Origin of the sequence: Polynucleobacter sp. AP-Nickl1-40-C4 (assembly GCF_035012665.1) — a bacterium.
Lineage (GTDB): Bacteria > Pseudomonadota > Gammaproteobacteria > Burkholderiales > Burkholderiaceae > Polynucleobacter.
Map to the genome: position 1 here is coordinate 316,836 of NZ_JAYGQR010000001.1, position 22,979 is coordinate 339,814.

The window sequence follows — 22,979 nt, forward strand, 5'->3', positions numbered from 1 at the left end:
ACCTAAAGAATGAACTACAACTTCATATTAGTCCCGCCAGAAATAACTCTTTACTAGGTTTGCATGATTGCAGGCATTAATGCGTCATTTTGGTGCATTAATGATTCTCTTTGGCGTGATTGATTGAATATTTAGGGATTTCAATCACTAAATCCTGTTTGGCAACAATGGCCTGGCAAGATAAACGGGACTGCGGGTTTAGTCCCCAGGCGCGGTCAAGCATATCTTCTTCGTTTTCATCGGGTTGGTTCAAGCTTTGAAAGCCCTCTTTAACGATCACATGGCAAGTAGTGCAAGCGCACACCATATCGCAAGCATGTTCAATGGGAATGTCATTCTCTAACAAGGCTTCACAAATCGAAGTGCCTGGGGCAACCTCAACAACTGCACCCTCAGGACAATACTCACTATGCGGTAGTACAACGATTTGAGTCATGATTCTTTTCTATTGGTATTCGGTTTGTATTTTATTTACTTAAATTTCAGCAACATTCTTGCCAGATAAAGCCTTCTGAATACTAGCGTTCATGCGTTTTTGTGCGAAGTCATCAGTTGCCTTGGCGGCATGATCAACGGCCTTGCGAACAATAGCGCTATCAGTTTCTTCATTTAAGATCTTTTGTAGGATTGCCATCTCTTGATCAACCTCTTTCTGCTCTGCCGAACTCAGTAAAGAGCGATCACTTGCTAGCGCCGTATGCACTGCATCTAATAAGCGCTGCGCATTTACCTGCTCTTCACGCAATGATCTCGAAAGCAAATCCTCTTTAGCAGATGCAAAACCGTCTTGCAGCATGCGAGTAATTTCTGCATCAGTTAGGCCATAAGAAGGCTTGATATCAATGGATGCTTTTACGCCAGAGCCTTGCTCTACCGCGCTTACAGACAATAAACCATCGGCATCCACCTGAAAGGTGACCCGGATACGGGCTGCGCCTGCAGCCATTGCCGGTATGCCGCGTAATTCAAACCTACCTAATGAGCGACAGTCTTGCGCAAGTTCGCGCTCGCCCTGCACCACCGCAATAGCTAAGGCAGTCTGTCCATCTTTAAAGGTCGTGAAGTCTTGCGCTCTAGCTACCGGTATAGGTGTATTGCGTGGAATGATTTTTTCTACCAAACCGCCCATGGTTTCAATACCAAGCGATAACGGAATAACATCCAATAGGAGCCACTCATCATCTTTGCTTTGATTGCCAGCTAATAAATCAGCTTGCATCGCCGCACCCAATGCAACTACTTGATCGGGGTTCAGATTGTTCAATGGCTGGGTACCAAAGAGTTCGCCAACAGCGCGTTGTACATTTGGCATACGGGTTGAGCCGCCCACCATTACTACACCTTTAACATCTTCCGCCTTAAGGCCAGCATCGCGCAACGCCTTTTTACACGCTATCAAAGTCTTGGTTACTAGATTTTGGGTTATCTCAAAGAGCTGCGCCTGACTAACGCCAACATTAACTACCGTACCATCTGCCAGCGTCTCGTGAACGCGCGCCAGAGGGTTGTGGCTTAGTAGCTCTTTGGCATGCTTACAGGCCTGTAGCAGCGTACGATGATCATGAATGGATAAAGGGGGAAGCTTGGCCTGCTCAATGACCCAGCAATACAAGCGGTGATCAAAGTCATCACCACCTAAAGCAGAATCACCGCCAGTAGCAAGCACTTCAAATACACCGCGACTCATGCGCAATATGGAAATATCAAAGGTGCCACCACCTAGATCGTAAACCGCATAGATACCTTCGGAGGCATTATCCAATCCGTAGGCAATCGCAGCAGCGGTCGGCTCATTCAATAAACGAAGAACTTCAATGCCGGCTAACTTAGCAGCATCTTTGGTTGCTTGACGTTGCGCATCATCAAAGTAAGCGGGGACTGTAATCACTGCGCCAACAATCTCATCAGACACAGAGTCTTCCGCTAATTGACGCAAGCGCGCCAAGATTTCCGCCGAGACTTCAATTGGACTCTTATCTCCAGCAACTGTTCTGAGTTTAAGCATGCCGGGTTGATCAACAAAGTCGTATGGGGCACTTTCAATATTTTCCACATCTAGCAAGCCGCGACCCATAAAACGCTTTACTGAAACAATAGTGTTTTTTGGGTCAATGACCACACTCTCAAGTGCTTCAAAGCCAGCTTGAGTTCTGCCATTAGGCAAATAACGAATAACGGAAGGAAGCAGCTCGCGCCCCTGCGCATCTGGTAACACCTTAGGCAAGGCATCACGCACAATGGCCACCAAAGAATTAGTGGTTCCCAAATCAATACCCACAGCAATACGGCGCTGATGGGGCGCCAGCGATTTACCGGGTTCAGAGATTTGTAATAAGGCCATAGGAGATAGAGTTTAGCTTGAGTAAGGACTAAATTAAGGCTGCGATGGTGTCATCAAGCTCAACCGCAAATTTATCGATGAAGAGCAAGCCACGAAGTAGCTCTGCGGCACGTAAATAGTTTTTGGCGCCATCAATGGCTTGAGCGATTTCTGCAAGGGTATCTTGTTTTGATTGCTCTACTTCAGCCATCAAGGCTTCAAGCGCCGGCAAGTCTTCCGCTTGTTCATCTAAATTCTCACGCCATTCCATTTGCTTCATCAGAAAAGCGGCAGGCATGGCAGTATTGGTTTCCAGCTTGGCATCAACGCCATGAAGCTGGCAAATATAGAGGCCACGTTGGATGGGGTTTTTTAGTGTTTGAACGGCAGTATTAGCAAAGGTAGCCATCTGCATAGCAAGGCGTTGCTCTGCATCGCTACCACGCGCATGGCGATCAGGATGCACTTCCTTCTGAATCGCCAGGTACGCCTGATCTAGAGCAGGCAAATCGATTTTGAATTGCTGATTTAATCCAAAGAAGTGGAAGTAATCGTCAGACGCGGAAGGATTCGCCACAACCACACTCATCTTTTACGTTTGGATTTTGAAACTTGAATCCCTCGTTCAAACCCTCGCGCACAAAATCTAGCTCCGTACCATCCAAGTAAGCCAAGCTTTTTGGATCTACAAATACCTTAATGCCATTGGACTCAAATACCTGATCTTCAGCAGCAGGCTCATCTACATACTCAAGCTGATATGCCAAACCAGAGCAACCTGTTGTGCGAACACCCAAGCGCAAGCCGCAACCCTTGCCACGCTTCTCAAGATTGCGGTTTACGTGTGCAGCTGCTTTGTCAGTTAAGGTAATTGCCATAGTTTTATCTGCTTATTTCGCTGGGTGCTTTTCTTTGTAATCCGCTACTGCTGCCTTGATGGCATCTTCAGCCAAGATAGAGCAGTGAATCTTTACAGGGGGCAAAGCCAACTCTTCAGCGATGAGTGAATTCTTGATCTCTAGCGCTTGATCCAAAGTCTTACCCTTAACCCATTCGGTTACTAGGGAAGAAGAAGCAATCGCTGAACCGCAACCATAAGTCTTGAACTTGGCATCTTCAATCACGCCTTGATCGTTCACACGAATCTGTAATTTCATTACGTCGCCACAGGCTGGAGCCCCAACCATACCAGTACCTACACTCTCGTCGCCCTTTTCAAATGAGCCAACGTTGCGGGGATTTTCGTAGTGGTCGATGACCTTTTCGCTATATGCCATGGTATTTCCTCTTTAATTTCTTTATCTTTAAATATCTTTTAGTGTGCAGCCCATTGAATCGTGCTGATATCAATTCCGTCTTTATACATTTCCCAGAGCGGGGATAACTCACGCAACTTGGCAATCTTTTCTTTTACCAACTTGATAGTGAAGTCCACTTCTTCTTCGGTCGTAAAGCGGCCCAAGGTAAAGCGAATGGAACTATGCGCCAACTCATCGTTGCGACCCAGCGCACGCAATACATAAGAAGGCTCTAACGATGCTGAGGTACAAGCTGAACCAGAGGAGATCGCTAAATCTTTTAGCGCCATCAACATAGACTCGCCTTCAACATAGTTAAAGCTAATGTTGAGGTTATGTGGAACACGATCATCCATGTCGCCGTTGACATAGACTTCTTCAATATCTTTCAAACCATTGAGTAAGCGGTCACGCAGTCCACGAATACGCTTGTTCTCTTCAATCATCTCAACACGAGCAATGCGGAAAGCCTCACCCATGCCTACGATCTGGTGAACTGCAAGAGTTCCAGAACGCATACCGCGCTCATGACCACCGCCATGAATCTGCGCCTCAATACGAATACGTGGCTTACGACGCACAAACAAAGCGCCAATACCTTTAGGGCCATAGGTCTTGTGCGCAGAAAAGCTCATCAAATCCACTTTGATCTTTTCTAGATCAATATCTACTTTGCCAGTCGCTTGCGCTGCATCCACATGAAAAATCACTCCACGTGAACGGCACAACTCACCAATTGCAGGAATATCTTGCACAACACCGATTTCATTATTGACATACATCACTGAAGCTAAAATCGTGCCCGGCTTCATGGCAGCTTCAAGCTGCGCAAAATCAATCAGGCCATTAGGCAATACATCTAAATAAGTCACTTCAAAACCTTCGCGCTCAAGCTCGCGACAAGTATCTAGAGTTGCCTTGTGCTCGGTCTTAACAGTGATGATGTGATTACCGCGATCTTTGTAAAAATGCGCCGCGCCTTTTAATGCCAAGTTAATACTTTCAGTGGCACCGCTAGTAAAGACAATCTCTCTTGGATCAGCATGTACCAACTGAGCAACTTCTGAACGCGCCCACTCAACAGCTTCTTCTGCAGCCCAGCCATAAGCATGACTGCGGGAAGCGGCATTACCAAACTGCTCACGCAAATAAGGCAACATTTTGTCGACCACGCGCGGATCAATCGGCGTTGTAGCTGAATAATCCATATACACCGGGAAGTGCTTAGGGCTAAACATTGGAACCGGTTGCTTCGGAAGGTCTTGTGGTGCGTTCATGGTTTATTTATCGGTAGGTAATACGTTATTAACTTTGGCGAGCCAAATTGAATACGGAATTGACTAATGGCGCTTTAGGGGGTGCTTCTTTTTTAGCTGCAAGGGCTGGGGCAGGTTTATCTGCCTTAGTGCTTTCAACCTTAATTTTCTTTTGGCGCATGTCTTGAATGACAATACCGCGACCTTCTTGTTGCTGAACTAAATCTTTTAAGCTCACAGAACTGAGGTACTCAACCATTTTGGAGTTGAGATTACTCCAGAGATCATGAGTCATACAGCGTCCATGATTTTCTTCATCGGTATGACAGTTGCCTTTGCCGCCACATTGAGTCGCATCGAGAGGCTCATCGACTGCGACAATGATGTCAGCAACGCTCACTTCAGAGGATGGTCGCGCCAGGGTGTATCCACCACCAGGACCACGTGTGCTCTCCACGATATTGAAACGGCGTAATTTGCCGAACAATTGCTCGAGGTAAGAAAGGGATATCTTTTGTCTCTGGCTAATTCCGGCCAAAGTTACGGGACCATGCGTTTCACGCAGGGCTAAATCAATCATTGCGGTTACTGCAAAACGACCTTTGGTTGTAAGTCTCATATGTCACCTTGGTAATGGATTGTTATGGACAGCTAACAGTCGGGCGGGTAATACCCGACCATTCCACTCAACTTTACCATATTCCCTATCAAATTGCTCGGGAATTATCCCAAAAAACCTCAATGGAAGCCAGGAATTGGCCGCCGAATCTTTAGACAGAGTCCCTAGATCTGGCCCCAAAAGCCATTTCTTTAACCTTAGTGAGTCTATCCCTGGTGCTGGCAGCCTTTTCAAACTCCAAATTCTTGGCTTCAGCGTTCATTTGCTTCTCTAGGCGCTTAATTTCAGCCGCCAAGTCCTTCTCACCCATATCTTCATAATGAGCCCGCTCCTGCTCAACCTGCATCTCCTGACGCTTCTCTTTGATGTCATAGACGCCATCAATAATGTCCTTAATGCGCTTTTTGACGCCCTTAGGCTCAATCCCATGAAGCTTATTGAAGGCAATTTGCTTGGTTCGCCGTCTTTCGGTCTCGCCCATTGCGCGTTTCATGGAGTCGGTAATCCGATCGGCGTACAAAATGGCTTTGCCACGAACGTTACGAGCAGCACGGCCTATGGTCTGTATCAGGCTGCGTTCTGAACGTAAGAAGCCTTCTTTATCGGCATCCAAAATGGCTACAAGAGATACCTCAGGAATATCCAAGCCTTCGCGTAATAAATTAATACCGACCAGTACGTCGAAGACGCCCAAACGTAAGTCACGCAAAATTTCTACTCGCTCAACTGTATCGATGTCTGAGTGAACATACCTCACCTTTACACCATTATCAGAAAGATAGTCCGTTAATTGCTCAGCCATACGTTTAGTCAATACAGTAACTAGAACTCGCTCATGCACTTTGACGCGTGCATGAATTTGATCTAACAAATCATCAACCTGTGTACTTGCTGGCAACACTTCAATTTCTGGATCGACTAAACCAGTTGGTCTAGCCACTTGCTCGACAACTTGTCCTTGATGCGTTTTCTCATAATCAGCCGGTGTTGCAGAAACGAAAATAGTTTGACGCATTTTGGTTTCAAACTCAGTAAATTTGAGTGGGCGGTTATCCATTGCCGAAGGCAAACGGAAACCAAATTCCACCAAAGTATGTTTACGAGATTTATCTCCGTTATACATTGCATTAAGCTGCCCAATTAAGACATGGCTTTCATCCAAGAACATCAAGGCATCATTCGGCAAATAGTCGACTAGCGTCGGCGGGGCATCGCCCGGAGCGGCACCAGACAGGTGGCGAGAATAGTTCTCAATACCTTTACAGAAACCCAACTCATTGAGCATCTCTAAATCAAAACGAGTACGTTGCTCGAGACGTTGTGCCTCGACCAGTTTGCCATCCTTCACAAACTCATCTAAGCGCGTGCGCAACTCTGTTTTGATAGTTTCAATTGCTTTCAAAACAGTATCGCGAGGTGTAACGTAATGAGAACTTGGGTAAACAGTGAAGCGTGGAATCTTTTGACGAATCTTGCCAGTGAGGGGATCAAAGAATTGCAAACTCTCCACGACATCATCAAACAACTCCACCCTTACTGCTAACTCATTATGTTCAGCCGGGAAAATATCAATTGTGTCGCCACGCACTCGAAATACACCGCGCTTGAAATCCGTTTCGTTGCGGTCGTATTGCATCGCAATGAGGCGCATCAAAATATCACGCTGACTCATCTTGTCGCCAGGACGCAATGTCATCACCATACTGTGATAGTCACCAGGATTACCAATGCCGTAAATTGCAGATACGGTCGCAACAATAATGACGTCTCGACGCTCTAATAAACTCTTGGTTGCAGACAAACGCATCTGTTCGATGTGCTCGTTAATAGAGGAATCTTTTTCAATAAAGAGGTCGCGTTGAGGTACATAAGCCTCTGGCTGGTAGTAGTCGTAATAGCTGACGAAGTACTCAACGGCGTTTCTCGGGAAAAACTCCCTAAATTCACTGTAAAGCTGGGCAGCTAGGGTCTTATTCGGGGCAAAAATGATGGCAGGACGGCCGGTTCTGGCGATGACATTCGCCATCGTGAAGGTCTTTCCGGACCCTGTAACGCCCAAGAGTGTCTGAAACGTCAGACCATCTTCAATACCCTCAACCAGGGCGTCAATGGCCTGGGGCTGGTCTCCAGCAGGCGGAAATGGCTGATAGAGCTGATAGGGGGAGTCTGGGAAGCTTACAAACTTGGCCGGATCGAGGTCGTGACCCGCCTCACCCAAGGGATCTGCCACAGGGGTTTTTTGCACTTCTTTTACTTCAACATTTAGACCAGTTTTGGGCAACTTAGGGGGCATCTCGGCTATCATTTCACCTGTGAGAGTTATTCACAGCGAATTTTGTACAAACAATGATTTTGCCGTTTTTCTTAGGAAATAGTTGATTCTGGCTTCAAAAACCGACAATTAAACTGAATATAACGTCAACAACAAACAAAACCATCCTTAATCACCCCCTAACTACCACTTTCAAACTCAAATGACCCTGTTTGCCTCAGTCCAGCTAGCCCCTAAAGATCCTATTTTTGGCCTTACAGAAGCCTACGTTGCAGACCAACGTGCTGACAAAGTGAATTTAGGTGTTGGCGTGTATTACACAGACGAAGGCAAAGTTCCACTTCTTAAGGCGGTGATTAAAGCTGAAGAGGCGATTGTTGCAAAGCACTCGCCACGTAGCTACATTCCAATCGAAGGACCAAACCCATATAACAGTGCAGTGCAAAATTTATTGTTTGGCGCTGACTCCGCACTCATTAAAGACGGTCGCGTTGTCACAGCCGAATGCCTTGGTGGAACCGGTGCATTGCGCGTTGGTGCGGATTTCATTAAGCGCCTGAACCTCAATGCGCCTTGCGCGATTAGCAACCCAACCTGGGAAAACCATCGCGGCATTTTTGAATCTGCTGGTTTTGATGTTGTCGAGTACACCTACTTTGACGGCAAAACTCGTGGCGTAGATTTTGACGGTATGGTGAAGTCCTTAGAGTCTTTCCCAAAGAACACGACCGTGTTGTTGCACGCTTGCTGCCACAACCCTACTGGTGCAGATATTACAGAAGCGCAATGGCGCCAAGTGATTGATATCTGCAAGAACAAAGGTCTCATCCCCTTCTTGGATATGGCCTACCAAGGCTTTGCTGATGGGATTGAGAAAGACGGTATTGCAGTTCGCCTCTTTGCTGATTCAGGGATGTCTTTCTTTGTATCAAGCTCTTTCTCCAAATCATTCTCACTCTACGGTGAGCGTGTTGGTGCATTGTCTATCGTCACACAAAGCAAAGATGAATCTACTCGCGTACTTTCACAATTGAAGCGCGTCATTCGCACTAACTATTCCAATCCCCCAACTCACGGCGCTGCAATTGCTGCTGCTGTTTTGAATTCACCAGAATTACGTAAGCTCTGGGAAGATGAGTTGGCAGAAATGCGTGACCGTATTAAAGCAATGCGTCATGGCTTGGTTGAAAAACTCGCTGCTGCTGGTGTAAAGCAAGATTTTGCTTTTATCGAGAAGCAACGTGGCATGTTTTCTTACTCAGGCTTAACAGCTGAGCAAGTTGATCGCTTACAGAAAGAGGATGGTATTTATGCTCTCTCTACTGGACGCATTTGTGTTGCAGCCCTCAATACCAAAAATATTGATAAAGTGGCCAAAGCAATCGCCCGCGTATTGGCTTAATTAAAGCGTAATAAGCGGATACACTGAATTACCGGAGGTACCATGCTATATCAGTTACATGAGTTTCAAAAAGCCTTACTTCAACCAGTTAGTTCTTGGGCACGCGCTGCTTCAGAAGCTTTTATCAATGCCTCAAATCCCGCCTCTAAGGTTCCGGGATCGGATCGATTGGCTGCTAGTTATGAACTCCTCTATCGCTTAGGTAAGAATTACAAGAAGCCGGAATTTGGTATTCGTTCAGTCATGGCCCATGGCAAAGAAGTTGCCATTCATGAAAGAACTGCAGTTGCAAAGCCATTCTGTAACTTGGTACGCTTCAAGCGCTTCTCTGATGATGTAGAAGTTATCAAGAAACTCAAAGAAGATCCAACAGTATTGGTGGTAGCTCCATTATCTGGACACCACTCCACTTTGCTTCGCGACACAGTACGCACCCTCTTGCAAGACCATAAGGTTTACATCACCGATTGGATCGATGCTCGTTTGGTACCGGTAGAAGATGGTGAATTTGGTCTTGATGACTATGTTCATTACGTACAAGAATTCATTCGCACCATTGGCGCCAAAGATTTACATGTGATCTCTGTTTGCCAACCCACCGTTCCAACTTTGGGCGCAATCTCATTGATGGCCTCTGCCGGCGAAGCAACGCCAGCCTCTATGATCATGATGGGCGGCCCAATTGATGCACGCAAGTCACCGACTGCAGTAAATAACCTTGCAGATCAAAAATCATTCGAGTGGTTCGAAAGCCATGTGATTTATAGCGTTCCGCCTAACTATCCAGGCGCTGGCCGTAAAGTTTACCCAGGCTTCTTGCAGCACACTGGCTTTATCGCCATGAACCCGCAAAACCATTTGCAATCTCATTGGGATTACTTCCAAAACTTAGTGCGTGGCGACGAACAAGATGCGGAATCACACATCCGTTTCTACGATGAATACAACGCGGTATTGGATTTGGACTCTAAGTTCTACCTCGACACTATTAAGACTGTTTTCCAAGACTACTCATTGCCAAACGGCACTTGGGAAGTTTCTGGTGAGCTTGTAAAACCACAAGATATTAAAAAGACTGCCCTCCTCACCATTGAAGGTGAGCTTGATGACATCTCTGGAAGTGGTCAAACACGTTCAGCTCATGCCTTATGTGCCGGCATTCCAAAAGATAGCAAAGACCACTATGAAGTTGCTGGTGCTGGTCACTACGGCATCTTTGCTGGTCGTCGTTGGCGTGAAAAGGTTTACCCAAAGATTAAGACGTTCATTCGCGAACATCAGAATACGAAGAAAACTGCTACACGGACTACCAAGTCTGCATAAATTAAGGGCTCTTCGGGGCCTTTAATTTTAAGAAGAATTCAACAGGCCTTTCCCATGAGCCAAGCAAATAACCTCATCGACCAACTTGAGGATATTCTTCCGCAAACCCAATGTACTAAATGCGGCTACCCAGACTGTCGTGGCTATGCCGAGGCAATGGCCTCTGGAGATGCGCTCCCAAATCGCTGCCCACCTGGTGGGATTGAGGGTATTGAGCGCTTGAGCAAGGTTCTAATACCCATCTACCCTCAAGATGCCTTTGAGCTACATCCCGTCATTGATCCGGAGTGTGGAGCTGAGCGCCCCAGGCCTGTTGCATTCATAGATCCACAAAAGTGCATTGGCTGCACACTATGTATTCAGGCTTGTCCTGTTGATGCGATCGTTGGAGCTTCCAAGCAAATGCATGTGGTGTTGACTGAGTGGTGCACTGGATGTGACCTCTGCATTCCGCCGTGTCCAGTTGATTGCATTAGCATGATTGATGTAACGGGCAATCAAACTGGTTGGGATGCTTGGTCCCAAGAGTTGGCAGATGTTTCCCGCAAGCGTTACCACGATCGTGAACAACGACTCGATAGAGAGCAAAAAGATAATGATGATCGCTTAGCCAAAAAAGCGGCAAGCAAATTAGCAGCAGTTAATGCTGAAAGCCCATCATCAGCAGATGAGCTTAAAGAGCAAGAACGTAAGCGTGCCATCATTGCAGCCGCCATTGCACGAGCCCAACAAAAGAAATGATGAATCTAGAAAAGCGTCGTGCTTTTTTTGAGCAGCTCAAAGCCAACAATCCCAAACCAGAAACTGAGCTGGAATATAGCTCGCCATTTGAGTTGTTAATTGCGGTACTACTATCGGCACAAGCAACTGATGTCTCAGTTAATAAGGGAACGCGCAAGCTTTATAAGATTGCCAATACCCCACAAGCCCTTTTAGATCTTGGTGAAGATGGTGTTAGACCCTTTATTCAGCATATCGGATTATTCAATTCCAAAGGTAAACATATTCAAGAAACATGCCGACTGCTCCTAGAGAAACATGGTGGTGAAGTTCCGCAGACTCGCGAAGAATTAGAGGCTCTACCTGGTGTTGGCAGAAAGACTGCGAATGTCATTCTGAATACCGCCTTTGGGCAACCTACGATTGCGGTGGATACGCACATCTTTAGAGTATCTAACCGAACAGGGCTGGCGCCCGGCAAAGATGTAGTGAAAGTGGAAGAGCAATTACTCAAGCGCGTGCCAAAAGAATACCTACTAGATGCTCATCACTGGCTAATTCTGCATGGTCGATATACCTGCAAGGCGCGCAACCCAGATTGTGCACAATGCATAGTAGAACCACTATGCGGCTTTAAACAAAAAACTGGTAAAGGAAAAGTTCGTGGCGATATTTAATCCAACCCGTGAAGAAGTGCGTCGCTTTTTCTGTGACACCTGGAAAAAGAGGATCGAGAATCATATTCTTGATCCCATGGAGACGCTCGCAAGCGATTGGATGGTTGAGCATCCCGAATACCACGACTTACTCAAGGATCCAGAGAGCGCTCTTGCTCAGGACTACACGCCGGAACGTGGCGAAACCAACCCCTTCTTGCATTTGTCGATGCATCTTTCGATTAGTGAGCAGATCTCGATCAATCAACCACCAGGCATTAAAGAGATTGCAGACAAGCTATCTCTGAAGTTGGGTTCAATGCATGAGGCCCAGCACGTAATGATGGAATGCCTAGGGCAAGTGATGTGGGAAGCACAGCGTGAAGGACAACCCCTCAGTCCCGAGAAGTATTTAGAGGCTTTGAAAAATCTGGGAAAGTAAAGGTGAGATGAAAGCCGCCCAAGGGCAGCTTTCAAAAATTCCAGCGCATTACATCTGAACGATATGCCAGGCACCATTTAAATAGTTATCACCATTGCGATCGTCGGGCTTTTTGTCCAAACTGAAGAAATACAAGGGCTTACCTTTGTAGGCAAACTGCTGTTTACCGTCATCACGCGTAATAATTGAGTAGTCACCATAAGATGTGGCATTTTTATCAACCAATAATGGAGGCCAGTTAATAGTGCAATCCCCATTGCAGGTTGATTTGCCCGATCCCGCTTGATCCTTATCAAAGGTATACAGGGTCATATTGCTGGTGCTAACTAAAATGCCATTATTGGATTTAACGATGCTTTGACCAGCAGACATTGGAACGCATGCGGCTAAGGCAATACTAAATAAAGACACAAGTCCAATTTTTTGAAGAATATTCATATCAATTCCTTTTTGTGAAACCCCAAAACTTAATAAAAATCAAAGATGGGGTTTAATTCATTAATTAAATAATGCACTTACAGCTTGCTCTTTAAGCAATGCAAGATTTAAGCGTATTCCTTAATGAATAAATTTCATGTTCGCTATCAGACATATGGAATAAGAAATTTATCTTCGGAGGCGAATTTGATGGAGCCATCAAATCGCTATTGTTGCCTTAGATGAACTAAGAACGCTTTACTTGAATGCCCCCATTAGCTAAAGGCAGACTTTTCCCAGGCACTATGGAAAACGTAACGTACTGATCTACTACCAAATCCTGAAAGATGTCTCGAAACTCTCAAGAAATTGGCCTAATCCTCCTTCATATTGGCGCGCTTCACTATTGGCTCTAGCCTTGCTTTCTCATCTGCGAGGAATTTAGTAAACGAGGCTCTCGTTCCGGGTGATGGCTCAATACCTTGAGGTGTTAAGCGGCTCTGAACAGCTGCAGTCTTAAGGCCCGCATTAATCGCCTGATTCATTTTCTCCAAGATAGCATCAGGTGTGCCTTTGGGCGCAAAGACCCCTGCCCAGTGACCAATGAAAACTTCAGGATGCCCCTGCTCCTTAGTTGTTGGAACATCAGGCAGAGCAGCAATTCTTTTATTCCAAGTGGAAGCAATTGCTTTTAATTTGCCGCCTTGGATTTGCGGAATTACTACAACGCTTGCCTCTGAGGTTGCGTCAACTTGATTGGAGATAACAGCCACCATTCCTTCGGAGCCACTCTTATAAGGAATGATTTCATATTTACCGCCTGCTTTTACTTTCAACATCTCCGCTACGAAGTGTGGAGTACTCCCAGTGCCAGCAGTCGAGAAGTTAAGCCCCTTGGGATCTTTGGCCAGCACGAGCAGATCCTTCATATTATTGATTTTGGAGTCTGCTGAAACAACAATAATAGAGGGGCTGATTGTTAACAAACCCACCGGAACTAAGTCGCCCTCCTTATATGGCATAGAAGACTTAATCATGGGGTTAGTAACAATGCCACCGGCACTAACAAAGAAGGTGTAACCATCTGGCGCACTCTTTGCTACAAAGTCTGCGCCCAATACAGAGCCAGCCCCTGGCTTATTCTCAACAATGATGGGTTGACCCAATTGCTTTGAAGCCGCTTCAGCAACCACTCTTGCAACCGTATCGTTAGCACCACCAGGACCAAACCCAACAACAAATTTAATCGGGTGATTGGGCCAAGGGTCAGCAGCAAACGCCGGTCCAAATGCTAAAGATAAGAATGTAATCAGAACGGCTTTTGTAAAACACTTCATTTCTATGGTCCCTTTTATCCTACCAAGGTATTGCTGGCAATACTGGCTTTAATCCTGCTTTTTGAATGGTATCAACTGCTTTTGTTGATGCTAAAAATACTATGAGATCTTTTGATGCATCTAAATTTTGCGTGTTACTTGTAATGCCCGCAGAGAATAGCACTGTCTTTTGAGCTTCTTGCGGTAGCTCACCTATAAAGTCAACGCCAGGAATGGGGAGTAGCTCACTTACTTGCTGAAAGCCCAAGTCCGCATCTCCTCTAGCTACAACTGAAGCAACTCTTTCGCTATATATTTTTCTTGCAGTTTTATCCATCTGCTCAGAAATACCCATTTTTGGGAAAAGCTCTGTCGATAAATAAACGCCGCTAGCGCTTGCTGAATAGGCAACTGATTTAGCGTTTAACAAGGCAGCTTTAAGCCCGCTCATAGTGCTGATATCTGGCTTTGGTGCGCCAGCCTTTACTACTGCACCCATGACCGATTCCACCAGATCTACCCTAGTCCCTGATTGAACTACGCCGTTTTTAATAAACCCATCTAAGGCAGGTGCAGCCAAAATAAGCACATCAAATTGCTCACCCTTGGCCAATCTAGAGGGAATGGAATCTGGTGCAGCCCCCATGGATGAGCCATACGAAATAATTACCTTGTTTGGCGATTGCTTTTCATACTCAGGGACCAAGTCTTTCAACGCTTCCGCAAATGCGCCTGAAGTAATAACCCGAATCTCATCTGCATGGACAAAACCAACCGACAATACATTGGTTACAAGTATTAAAGAAACAAAAAATAACTTACGCATTAAATCTTTAAGATAGATTAGCAATTGCAGCCTTAATGGCTATAGGCAGTTCTTGGGCTTTACTTCTTCTAGCATCCAATACAGTCGGTTGTGTTTCTTGGGTTTTCTGAGACCAAGCAGAACCCGGGAAGAATGCATCATCTTTAAATCTAGGGATGATATGCCAATGAATATGAGGAACCATATTGCCTAGAGCGGCGATATTGACCTTATCCGGATGCATGACGTGGCGAATAGCTTCTTCCACAGCAAACACCAAAGCCATCAGATGATCTCGCTCTCCATGGCCAAGATCGGTCATTTCAGCTATGTGTCGATTCCAAATCACTCTACAAAAACCAGGTAGATCAGGGTCGTTTACCAAAATGACACGGCAGTCATCTCCGCGCCAAATCAGCTGCCCCTCTTCGGGCTTAAGTTCGTCTTTACAGAGTACGCAATTGGTCATGGGAAGAATGTAAACGAAAACGGCACCCAAGTCACCCTTGTGGGGTCATTTAGGTGCCGAGGCAGTATTGATGTATTACTGCTTACTACTGACTACTTAGGGATCTATTAAGGCTTAATGGAACTGCTCTTCTTCAGTAGAACCAGTCAATGCTGTTACAGAAGACTTACCGCCTTGAATCACGGTAGTTACATCGTCGAAGTAACCAGTACCTACTTCTTGCTGATGTGAAACGAATGTGTATCCACGGTCACGAGCAGCAAATTCTGGCTCCTGTACCTTCTCGATGTATGCAGTCATACCGCGCTGCATGTAGTCTTGAGCCAAGTCGAACATGTTGTACCACATAGAGTGGATACCAGCCAATGTGATGAACTGATACTTGTAACCCATTGCACCTAATTCACGTTGGAATTTAGCAATGGTTGCGTCGTCTAAGTTTTTCTTCCAGTTGAAAGATGGTGAGCAGTTGTAAGCCAACATCTTGCCTGGGAACTTCGCACGAATTGCTTCAGCAAACTGACGAGCAAATTCCAGGTCAGGTGTACCAGTTTCACACCAAACCATATCAGCGTAAGCAGCGTAAGCCAAACCACGTGAGATCGCTTGATCCAAGCCTTTACGTGTTTTGTAGAAACCTTCTGGAGTGCGCTCGCCTGTCAAGAATGGCTTGTCATTTGCATCATAGTCAGATGTCAACAAGTCAGCAGCTTCAGCATCGGTACGGGCCAAGATGATAGTAGAAACACCCATCACGTCAGCAGCCAAACGTGCAGAAATCAACTTCTGGACTGACTCGGCAGTAGGTAACAATACTTTGCCACCCAAGTGTCCACACTTCTTAACAGAAGACAATTGATCTTCAAAGTGAACGCCAGCAGCGCCCTGCTTGATCAATGCTTTGCTCAACTCAAATGCATTCAATACACCACCGAAACCAGCTTCAGCATCGGCAACGATTGGAGCGAAATACTCAATGTAACCTGCATCACCTTTGTTGATACCTTTAGCTGTTTGAATTTCATCAGCGCGTTGGAATGAGTTATTAATACGCTCAACCATCTTAGGAACTGAATCTACTGGATATAAAGATTGGTCTGGGTACATCGCTGCGTAAGAGTTACCGTCAGCAGCTACTTGCCAGCCTGACAAGTAAATAGCTTGTACACCAGCTTTAACTTGTTGCATTGCTTGACCACCAGTCAAAGCACCTAAACAGTTAACGTAAGCTTCGTTATTTACTAATTCCCAAAGACGCTCAGCGCCATGCTTAGCTAAAGTGTGCTCAATTTTCAATGAACCGCGAAGACGCACTACGTCCTCAGCCGTATAGCCACGAGTAATACCTTTCCAGCGTGGATTGGTATCCCAGTCTTTTTGTAGTGCTGCGATTTCTGCTTTGCGATCTGCCATGTTTTTCTCCCTAAGTTAAACAAGTACTTCTAAATTTGAGGACTCTTAAGACTGAGTTCAGTCTTATGTCTTATATAAGAGTTTAGACAGTTCAAAAAAGCAGGCAAGAGGAATTTAAGATATTTTTCAAAATATTTAGTTATTTAAATTCAATAACTTATATATATATTTTTACTATGTGGAATATTTATTCACTTCTTGGAATGGAATATAGGGCTAGATGTTGCGCTGGATTTTACGCAGCGTAATGAAGTTTCATATTATGAAAAAGAAAGTGCTAGGTATGGGTAATTAAAACCCGTATAGACGCTGAGGGTTGTCGCACAAGATTTGCTTACGAATTGCCTCATTAGGAGCATATAAAGCGAAACAATCCAATAATTGTGCAATGGTAGGCATATTCCCCCACGTTGCAACATGCGGCCAATCCGATCCCCAAATACAGCGATTGGGCGCAGCCTCAATCAATGCCTTTGCATAAGGAACCACATTATGATAGCCGGGGTATTTTTCACTCAAGCGATAAGCACCCGATACTTTTACCCAAGCTCGCTCGCGCACCAATTCCACCAATGCCATAAACCCAGGGGAATGAACGCCGACTGAAGTTTTCAGGAAACCCATGTGATCAATGACTAAAGTAGATTTCATCTTTTGCATGCGCGGCATCAGAGCGGGCAAATCATTTGCATCTAATAAGAACTGAATATGCCATCCCCAGTCTCGAGCAAGCGCATCGCATTCTTCTAGGTTTGATAGATCTAGACCACCACCAGCAAACATGACGTTGACTCGAATTCCTACTACACCCCTATCTTTCATATTTTGATAGTAAGCATTGGGCTGCCCAAGCAATGGGACCGCTACTCCCCGCAACCGCTTGGGGTGTTGGTCTAACACTCTTAGCATGGGCTCATTGTCTTGCCCATTGACGCTGACCTGAATCAAAACACCATAGGTCATACCCACCTCATCGAGCATTTCTATATATTGCTCACCCGTTGCTTCTGGCGCAGTGTAAGAGCGGCCAGGAACGAGACTGGCAGCGCTTATCACATGGGCGTGTGTATCGACCGCACCTTTAGGCATCACAAAAGGAAAAGGACCGCCTTGATGTTCAGGCGGCCCTGGGCAAAACGGAATATCTTTTTCCAACGTTAGGATCTTTATTTAGTTTGCTTGTAACTCGCGACCACGTGTTTCCGGAAGCACAATAGCAGCGATCAAGAAAACTCCGTAAGCAATGACAGCAAAAATAGCAATTGCCATTGCCAATCCATATTGCGCTGAAAAATATCCCACTAAGGCTGGAAATAAAGCGCCAATTCCGCGACCAAAGTTATAGCAAAAGCCTTGTCCGGATCCACGTAAGCGAGTTGGAAATAACTCTGTCAAGAAAGCGCCCATACCGGAAAAATATCCACTAGCAAAGAATCCCAATGGGAAGCCAAGCCACATCATCATTTCATTTGTGATTTCTAGCTGGGTATATGCCAGAACCAAGACAATCGCGCCAATTGAAAAGGTGATAAATAATTTCCGACGGCCAAATCGGTCAGCCATCCACGCGCCAACCAAGTAGCCTATAAAACTACCCGCAATAAGAAATGCTAAATAACCAGTAGAGCCAACTACCGTCAATTTACGCTCCGTCTTGAGGAATGTAGGAACCCAAGTGGTAATTGCATAGTAACCACCTTGTGCACCCATCGTGAGTAATGAAGCCCAAATCGTAGTCTTCAATAAACCAGGTTTAAAGATTTCTAGAATGGAGGGTGATTGGCCTGCTGCTACTACTTTTTCACGAGCAAGCTTAGCAATTGTTGGCTCTTCGACATGGCGACGAATGTATAACAAAAGAACAGCAGGGAAGAAGCCAGCTACGAACATTGCACGCCAAGCCATATCAGGCGGAAGCAGGCTAAACATAATCGCTTGTAAGAGTACTGCAGCACCCCAACCAATTGCCCAGGCAGATTGGACGGTACCCACTGCACGGCCACGATATTCTGCACGAATCGTTTCACCCATTAACACCGCACCAGCAGCCCACTCACCACCAAAGCCAAAGCCAAGTAATGCGCGTGCAACCATCAATTGATTGAAGTCTTGGGTAAATGCACAGATCAAACTAAAGCTAGAAAACCAAAGAATAGTGAACTGCAAAGTTCTAACGCGACCTATACGATCAGCTAAGTAACCAGCAAACCAGCCCCCAAATGCGGATGCCAAGAGCGTACCCGTCACAGCAAGACCAGCCATTCCGCGGTCCACCTGCCATACTGCAATAATGGTGCCAATCACCAGAGGGTAAATCATGAAATCCATGCCGTCCAAAGCCCAGCCCAAGAAACAACCCCAAAAGGTTTTTTTCTCTTTAGGGTTCATGACTTTATAAAAACCGGTCAGACTAGTATCTGTTTGTTGACTCACTTTGTCTCCTTTATTTTTAGGCTTTAAATTATTGAATGAGTAGCATCTTTATAACTCAAATATTGCGCCCACAGGGCAAACTAGAGAAAACCCTTAATATCTTTTCATGATGCATTGCACACTAATTGGCGATCACAGTGTTTTGGCAGATTTTTCGAAATCACCGAATCCTTTAAGTGAGATCCATGGAATCAGTAAGCTCCTTTTTGCGAATAAGCCAGAATGGGCAGGCGAAATTATCCCCGGACTAGAGTCTTTGATTGTGCAACTGAAGTACTCCTCAGATAACCCCAGCGTCGTTCGCAGGCGCGCTATTGATGAATTAGAAAAGCTGGGGGAGAAATTCCTCAAGCAAAAAAGGATTCAGTCAGAGCTAAGTACTACGCATCGTATTCAGGTTTGCTATCACCCTGATGTAGCTTTGGATTTAATGACAATCGCCAAGGCTTGTAAGCTAACTACTGAAGAGGTCATCAGCATACACAAAGATAGCCTCTACACCGCTGACATTCTTGGATTCATGCCCGGCTTTACCTATTTCAGCGGGCTGAATCCGAAATTGCGTCTACCCCGACTCAGCTCTCCTAGACCATCAGTGCCCAAAGGAAGCGTTGCGATTGCAGAACTACAAACAGCCATATATCCGCGTACTACACCGGGTGGCTGGAATATCATCGGCAGATCGCCCAATACATTGTTTGATATTCAAAAAAATCCGCCAGGATTATTTATGGCGGGCGATCAAATGGAAATTCATGAAATCTCCTTAGATGAATTTAAACAGCTAGATCAAAATCAACCCTCATCTGAAATTCTTCGCGCACCGAAACCCGATGAAGGCAATGCCAGTATTGAAGTATTGCAGGCTGGGACATTCAGTACCATTCAAGATAATCCTCGTGAAAATTTATCTCACTGGGCCGTGGGACCCGGGGGCGCGTGTGACCTTGATTCGCTTCATCTAGCGAATGCAATGGTTGGCAATTCACCAGAAACTGCCGCCATTGAAATGACCTCTACCGGACCCACACTGCTTTTCCACGAAGCGTGCTGTGTAGCTTGGGTTGGCGCCTCCTGCGAAGGTATTGTGGATGGCCAACGTATTCCAGGCAATCGGCCAGTATGGTTGGCAAAGGGAAATACCCTCAAATTTTCTTCATTCAATTTGGGTTTTAGAGTAGTGCTGGCTATTGGGGGAGGTCTTGAGCTTCCTAAAATTTTAGGTCGGGCAGGCTCTCACATCAGTGCTGATATCGGTCCGAAGCGCTTAGAAAAAGGTGATGTACTTTTGCTTTCCGATGTCAAAGCACCTCTGAGCTCACCATTCCTAAAGTCCCTTTATAAATCTAGTCTGTTGCCATGCTTCCCAAAATGGCATGTGAGATCACCTTTCCACCCTGCAAACTCCGTAACGCACATCAATTGCTTAGCAGGGCCTCACATATCTTTTTTACCAGAAAAAGACCGAGAATTATTTTGGTCTACCATTTGGACTGTGAGCAATCAAAGTAACCGTATGGGTGTGCGCTTACAAAGTAACTTCAAACTTAAAAAAGATTTACCTCATATCCCCTCTCAAGCAATCACATTCGGAACTGTGCAATTTCCGCCATCTCAAGAGCCAATCGTCATGTTGGCAGAACATCAAACTACGGGAGGATACCCGCGCCTCGCAGAAGTTATTCGCGCAGATCTTGTGAAGTTGGCGCAACTGAAGCCAGGTAATAAAATTCAATTGATGCCAATTGATCTTGAAGAGGCGGATCGCATCAATGCAGAAGCATTAAAGTTACAAGATGCAACGATGCACTCAATTCAAACCATGATTCAAACTACTGGAAAAGCGTGATGGATATAAATAGTGATATGGGCGAAGGATTCGGAGCTTGGGAAATGGGCAATGATGCCCTCTTGCTTGACTACATTACCTCCACCAATATCGCCTGCGGCTGGCATGCTGGTGATCCCGCCCGTATGAAAAAATTAGTTGGACTCGCAACGCAAAAAAAGGTTCATATTGGCGCACATCCCGGCCTTCCTGATTTAGAAGGATTTGGCAGACGAGAAATGGCTATCTCCGAACAAGATGCCTATAACTATGTATTGTATCAAGCAGGTGCCTTGCAAGCATTTGTTCAAGCGGTAGGCAAAAAACTGCATCACGTGAAACCACACGGCGCTTTATATAACCAAGCCGCAAGGGATATGAAACTTGCCCGAGGAGTTGCTAGAGCGGTGAAAGATCTTGGTAACGATGTCATTTTGTATGGATTAGCGGGAAGTTGTTTAGTTGATGCTGCTAATGAACTCGATATTCCCGTGTGGCAGGAAGTATTTGCGGATCGCAGATACTCAAAAGAAGGGTTTTTGGTGCCACGCGGCCAAGTGGGCGCAATGATTGAAGATGAATCGGCGGCACTCAAGCAGGTATTGGGAATGTCACAAACTGGAAAAGTGATAGCGATCGACGGTAGTGAAGTTTCAATTCAAGCGGATACGCTCTGCATTCATGGGGATAACCCACATGCCATTGAATTTGCTAAAAAAATTAAAGCGGCACTCTCTTAGACTCTACTCTGTGTGCTCGATGACACCTTAAAGACGGTAGGAATGATCATCAATTGGAATAGGGCAATTCCAATAAACAAGGCCTTAGGAAGACCGGCGTCCATAAAGAAGCCAAAGATAAATGGGCCAACCGCTGCTCCTAAATCAATTCCTGAATAGACAATCCCATAAACGCGACCCGCCACTCCCTTAGGGGTTGCCTGCTTCACCATGAGATCTCGAGAAGGCGCTACGACACCATATCCAAATCCCAGCGCAAAAAATACATAGGGAATGATCTGTGCGGAAAGTAGTCCAGTAGCAAGTAATAAACACATAGCTACGGTAATAGATAAGCAAGAACTCACAATACGCTCAGGAGCTTGCAACTTGGCTGCTAAATATCCACCAAATAAAACTCCTCCAGCACTTCCTAATGCCAGCAGGGTAATGAAATAACTTCCCACATCTAAAGGTATCTCGTAAAGCTTAAAGAGCGCGCTAGGGGCAAATGATTGCAGGCTAGAAGTAGAAGCCATGCTGAAGAAAAAGAAAATCCAGCATAACCAAACCCCAGTGAGCTTCAGAAATGCGAATGTACTCTCAGGTGCTACGCCAAGCCTAGCAACCTGAGCGCTTGCATAACTATTTTCATGACGCTCTTTGACGTTATCCAGTAAATAGCTTTTATTCATCCAAAGAATCACTAGGATACAAACCTCTAATAGCGCTGCAGATAAGAAGGCAATGCGCCAATCAGATAACTCTGCAATCCCAACCATAAAGGTGGGTGCAGCAGCCCACCCTAAATATCCAGTCACTCCATGCATTGAATAGGCATAAGGAAGATTGGGTGGCGATACTTTGTGATTAATGAGCGTGTAATCAACTGGATGAAAAATACCATTACCGCAACCAGCAATTACCGCACCCAAAATCAACATGGCATAACTAGTGCTTTGTGAATAGGTAAGTGCTGCAAGCGCTAGCAAAGCAAGCCCAGCAAACAGTACGGGTCTTGCGCCGATACGATCCACCAAAAATCCGGAGGCAGCCTGCACAATGCAAGAGACTACAAAGAATATTGACATGAGCATGCCAAGCTCAGCATAACTAAGGGAAAAAGCGTCCTTCAACCATGGGAACATGGGAGGAAGGATTAAATGAAAGAAATGAGAGCTGCCGTGAGCTAGGCTAATGAGACTAATAACCCGGACATCACTGGCACGCCTACTAAGCGCAACAGTCATGTACCGAGTTTACTAGGGCAG

23 protein-coding genes are annotated in these 22,979 nt (G+C 45.6%); 7 read left to right on the forward strand and 16 right to left on the reverse strand.

What is annotated here, in order from left to right; translation table 11 throughout:
* Nucleotides 1-97: 97 nt before the first annotated feature.
* The 8 genes from fdx to uvrB all read right to left on the reverse strand — a co-directional run bounded on the left by fdx (nt 98) and on the right by uvrB (nt 7,798).
* Complete coding sequence (gene fdx, locus VC182_RS01475; protein WP_112313806.1) at nt 98-436, reverse strand: ISC system 2Fe-2S type ferredoxin; 339 nt, start codon at nt 434-436, stop codon at nt 98-100.
* A 39-nt stretch (nt 437-475) separates the two neighbouring features.
* Complete coding sequence (gene hscA / locus VC182_RS01480) at nt 476-2,341, reverse strand: Fe-S protein assembly chaperone HscA (protein ID WP_323484263.1); 1,866 nt, start codon at nt 2,339-2,341, stop codon at nt 476-478.
* 28 nt (nt 2,342-2,369) lie between these two features.
* Complete coding sequence (hscB, locus tag VC182_RS01485) at nt 2,370-2,897, reverse strand: Fe-S protein assembly co-chaperone HscB (RefSeq protein ID WP_308281765.1); 528 nt, start codon at nt 2,895-2,897, stop codon at nt 2,370-2,372.
* On the reverse strand, nt 2,875-3,198 hold the full coding sequence (iscA, locus tag VC182_RS01490) for an iron-sulfur cluster assembly protein IscA (protein ID WP_012357505.1): 324 nt from the start codon (nt 3,196-3,198) through the stop codon (nt 2,875-2,877). The genes hscB and iscA overlap by 23 nt, the downstream gene beginning before the upstream one ends.
* 12 nt (nt 3,199-3,210) lie before the next feature.
* The gene (gene iscU, locus VC182_RS01495; RefSeq protein ID WP_072583083.1) at nt 3,211-3,597 is read right to left on the reverse strand and encodes a Fe-S cluster assembly scaffold IscU; all 387 of its coding nucleotides are present in this window, start codon (nt 3,595-3,597) and stop codon (nt 3,211-3,213) included.
* A gap of 38 nt (nt 3,598-3,635) precedes the next feature.
* Nucleotides 3,636-4,895: an IscS subfamily cysteine desulfurase gene (locus tag VC182_RS01500; protein ID WP_374222778.1), complete on the reverse strand. Its 1,260-nt coding sequence runs from the start codon at nt 4,893-4,895 to the stop codon at nt 3,636-3,638.
* Nucleotides 4,896-4,923: 28 nt separating this feature from the next.
* Complete coding sequence (locus VC182_RS01505; RefSeq protein WP_323484264.1) at nt 4,924-5,493, reverse strand: Fe-S cluster assembly transcription factor; 570 nt, start codon at nt 5,491-5,493, stop codon at nt 4,924-4,926.
* Nucleotides 5,494-5,644: 151 nt separating this feature from the next.
* On the reverse strand, nt 5,645-7,798 hold the full coding sequence (gene uvrB / locus VC182_RS01510) for an excinuclease ABC subunit UvrB (protein WP_416350561.1): 2,154 nt from the start codon (nt 7,796-7,798) through the stop codon (nt 5,645-5,647).
* Nucleotides 7,799-7,967: 169 nt separating this feature from the next.
* On the opposite strand from uvrB, the gene VC182_RS01515 reads away from it, so the two are divergent.
* The 5 genes from VC182_RS01515 to VC182_RS01535 are packed head-to-tail and all read left to right on the forward strand — an operon-like array spanning nt 7,968 to nt 12,308.
* Entirely contained in the window at nt 7,968-9,167 is a 1,200-nt protein-coding gene (locus tag VC182_RS01515) for an amino acid aminotransferase (protein ID WP_072583086.1), read from the forward strand.
* A 42-nt stretch (nt 9,168-9,209) separates the two neighbouring features.
* Complete coding sequence (locus tag VC182_RS01520) at nt 9,210-10,490, forward strand: polyhydroxyalkanoate depolymerase (protein ID WP_323484266.1); 1,281 nt, start codon at nt 9,210-9,212, stop codon at nt 10,488-10,490.
* Between the two features lie 54 nt (nt 10,491-10,544).
* Nucleotides 10,545-11,231, forward strand: a complete 687-nt coding sequence (rsxB, locus tag VC182_RS01525; RefSeq protein ID WP_216122175.1) for an electron transport complex subunit RsxB — start codon at nt 10,545-10,547, stop codon at nt 11,229-11,231.
* Nucleotides 11,231-11,887, forward strand: coding sequence for an endonuclease III (nth, locus tag VC182_RS01530; RefSeq protein WP_216122236.1), 657 nt, complete (start codon nt 11,231-11,233; stop codon nt 11,885-11,887). Before rsxB ends, nth begins: the two co-directional genes overlap by 1 nt.
* Entirely contained in the window at nt 11,880-12,308 is a 429-nt protein-coding gene (locus VC182_RS01535; RefSeq protein ID WP_216122238.1) for a DUF1841 family protein, read from the forward strand. The genes nth and VC182_RS01535 overlap by 8 nt, the downstream gene beginning before the upstream one ends.
* Before the next feature lie 48 nt (nt 12,309-12,356).
* Here VC182_RS01535 and VC182_RS01540 read toward each other — a convergent pair whose 3' ends face one another.
* The 7 genes from VC182_RS01540 to VC182_RS01570 all read right to left on the reverse strand — a co-directional run bounded on the left by VC182_RS01540 (nt 12,357) and on the right by VC182_RS01570 (nt 19,116).
* Nucleotides 12,357-12,746 (reverse strand): hypothetical protein, encoded by a 390-nt coding sequence (locus VC182_RS01540; protein WP_323484267.1) that lies wholly within the window; start codon nt 12,744-12,746, stop codon nt 12,357-12,359.
* Nucleotides 12,747-13,099: 353 nt separating this feature from the next.
* Nucleotides 13,100-14,062 (reverse strand): tripartite tricarboxylate transporter substrate binding protein, encoded by a 963-nt coding sequence (locus VC182_RS01545; protein ID WP_323484268.1) that lies wholly within the window; start codon nt 14,060-14,062, stop codon nt 13,100-13,102.
* Between the two features lie 19 nt (nt 14,063-14,081).
* Entirely contained in the window at nt 14,082-14,867 is a 786-nt protein-coding gene (locus VC182_RS01550; RefSeq protein ID WP_323484269.1) for a substrate-binding domain-containing protein, read from the reverse strand.
* Between the two features lie 7 nt (nt 14,868-14,874).
* Nucleotides 14,875-15,315, reverse strand: a complete 441-nt coding sequence (locus tag VC182_RS01555; protein ID WP_323484270.1) for an HIT family protein — start codon at nt 15,313-15,315, stop codon at nt 14,875-14,877.
* Nucleotides 15,316-15,429: 114 nt separating this feature from the next.
* Nucleotides 15,430-16,728, reverse strand: a complete 1,299-nt coding sequence (gene aceA, locus VC182_RS01560; protein ID WP_072583092.1) for an isocitrate lyase — start codon at nt 16,726-16,728, stop codon at nt 15,430-15,432.
* A 291-nt stretch (nt 16,729-17,019) separates the two neighbouring features.
* Nucleotides 17,020-17,883 carry an amidohydrolase family protein gene (locus VC182_RS01565; RefSeq protein WP_323484271.1) on the reverse strand — a complete coding sequence of 288 codons (864 nt, stop codon included), beginning with the start codon at nt 17,881-17,883 and terminating at the stop codon, nt 17,020-17,022.
* Nucleotides 17,884-17,898: 15 nt separating this feature from the next.
* Complete coding sequence (locus tag VC182_RS01570; RefSeq protein ID WP_216122232.1) at nt 17,899-19,116, reverse strand: MFS transporter; 1,218 nt, start codon at nt 19,114-19,116, stop codon at nt 17,899-17,901.
* A gap of 151 nt (nt 19,117-19,267) precedes the next feature.
* Here VC182_RS01570 and VC182_RS01575 point away from each other — a divergent pair, with 151 nt between their 5' ends.
* Nucleotides 19,268-21,010, forward strand: coding sequence for a 5-oxoprolinase/urea amidolyase family protein (locus tag VC182_RS01575; protein ID WP_323484272.1), 1,743 nt, complete (start codon nt 19,268-19,270; stop codon nt 21,008-21,010).
* Complete coding sequence (locus VC182_RS01580; protein WP_216157454.1) at nt 21,010-21,729, forward strand: 5-oxoprolinase subunit PxpA; 720 nt, start codon at nt 21,010-21,012, stop codon at nt 21,727-21,729. The genes VC182_RS01575 and VC182_RS01580 overlap by 1 nt, the downstream gene beginning before the upstream one ends.
* Here the strand turns inward: VC182_RS01580 and VC182_RS01585 are convergent.
* Nucleotides 21,726-22,958 carry an MFS transporter gene (locus tag VC182_RS01585; RefSeq protein ID WP_216122161.1) on the reverse strand — a complete coding sequence of 411 codons (1,233 nt, stop codon included), beginning with the start codon at nt 22,956-22,958 and terminating at the stop codon, nt 21,726-21,728. The two genes, VC182_RS01580 and VC182_RS01585, sit on opposite strands and share 4 nt — an antisense overlap.
* Nucleotides 22,959-22,979 lie beyond the last annotated feature (21 nt).

Coding starts and splice junctions, on each gene's coding strand:
- fdx (WP_112313806.1), bottom strand. CDS start 436: ATGACTCAAATCGTTGTACTACCGCATAGTGAGTATTGTCCTGAGGGT.
- hscA (WP_323484263.1), bottom strand. CDS start 2,341: ATGGCCTTATTACAAATCTCTGAACCCGGTAAATCGCTGGCGCCCCAT.
- iscA (WP_012357505.1), bottom strand. CDS start 3,198: ATGGCAATTACCTTAACTGACAAAGCAGCTGCACACGTAAACCGCAAT.
- iscU (WP_072583083.1), bottom strand. CDS start 3,597: ATGGCATATAGCGAAAAGGTCATCGACCACTACGAAAATCCCCGCAAC.
- VC182_RS01500 (WP_374222778.1), bottom strand. CDS start 4,895: ATGAACGCACCACAAGACCTTCCGAAGCAACCGGTTCCAATGTTTAGC.
- VC182_RS01505 (WP_323484264.1), bottom strand. CDS start 5,493: ATGAGACTTACAACCAAAGGTCGTTTTGCAGTAACCGCAATGATTGAT.
- uvrB (WP_416350561.1), bottom strand. CDS start 7,798: ATGATAGCCGAGATGCCCCCTAAGTTGCCCAAAACTGGTCTAAATGTT.
- VC182_RS01515 (WP_072583086.1), top strand. CDS start 7,968: ATGACCCTGTTTGCCTCAGTCCAGCTAGCCCCTAAAGATCCTATTTTT.
- VC182_RS01520 (WP_323484266.1), top strand. CDS start 9,210: ATGCTATATCAGTTACATGAGTTTCAAAAAGCCTTACTTCAACCAGTT.
- rsxB (WP_216122175.1), top strand. CDS start 10,545: ATGAGCCAAGCAAATAACCTCATCGACCAACTTGAGGATATTCTTCCG.
- nth (WP_216122236.1), top strand. CDS start 11,231: ATGAATCTAGAAAAGCGTCGTGCTTTTTTTGAGCAGCTCAAAGCCAAC.
- VC182_RS01540 (WP_323484267.1), bottom strand. CDS start 12,746: ATGAATATTCTTCAAAAAATTGGACTTGTGTCTTTATTTAGTATTGCC.
- VC182_RS01545 (WP_323484268.1), bottom strand. CDS start 14,062: ATGAAGTGTTTTACAAAAGCCGTTCTGATTACATTCTTATCTTTAGCA.
- VC182_RS01550 (WP_323484269.1), bottom strand. CDS start 14,867: ATGCGTAAGTTATTTTTTGTTTCTTTAATACTTGTAACCAATGTATTG.
- VC182_RS01555 (WP_323484270.1), bottom strand. CDS start 15,315: ATGACCAATTGCGTACTCTGTAAAGACGAACTTAAGCCCGAAGAGGGG.
- aceA (WP_072583092.1), bottom strand. CDS start 16,728: ATGGCAGATCGCAAAGCAGAAATCGCAGCACTACAAAAAGACTGGGAT.
- VC182_RS01570 (WP_216122232.1), bottom strand. CDS start 19,116: ATGAACCCTAAAGAGAAAAAAACCTTTTGGGGTTGTTTCTTGGGCTGG.
- VC182_RS01575 (WP_323484272.1), top strand. CDS start 19,268: ATGATGCATTGCACACTAATTGGCGATCACAGTGTTTTGGCAGATTTT.
- VC182_RS01580 (WP_216157454.1), top strand. CDS start 21,010: ATGGATATAAATAGTGATATGGGCGAAGGATTCGGAGCTTGGGAAATG.
- VC182_RS01585 (WP_216122161.1), bottom strand. CDS start 22,958: ATGACTGTTGCGCTTAGTAGGCGTGCCAGTGATGTCCGGGTTATTAGT.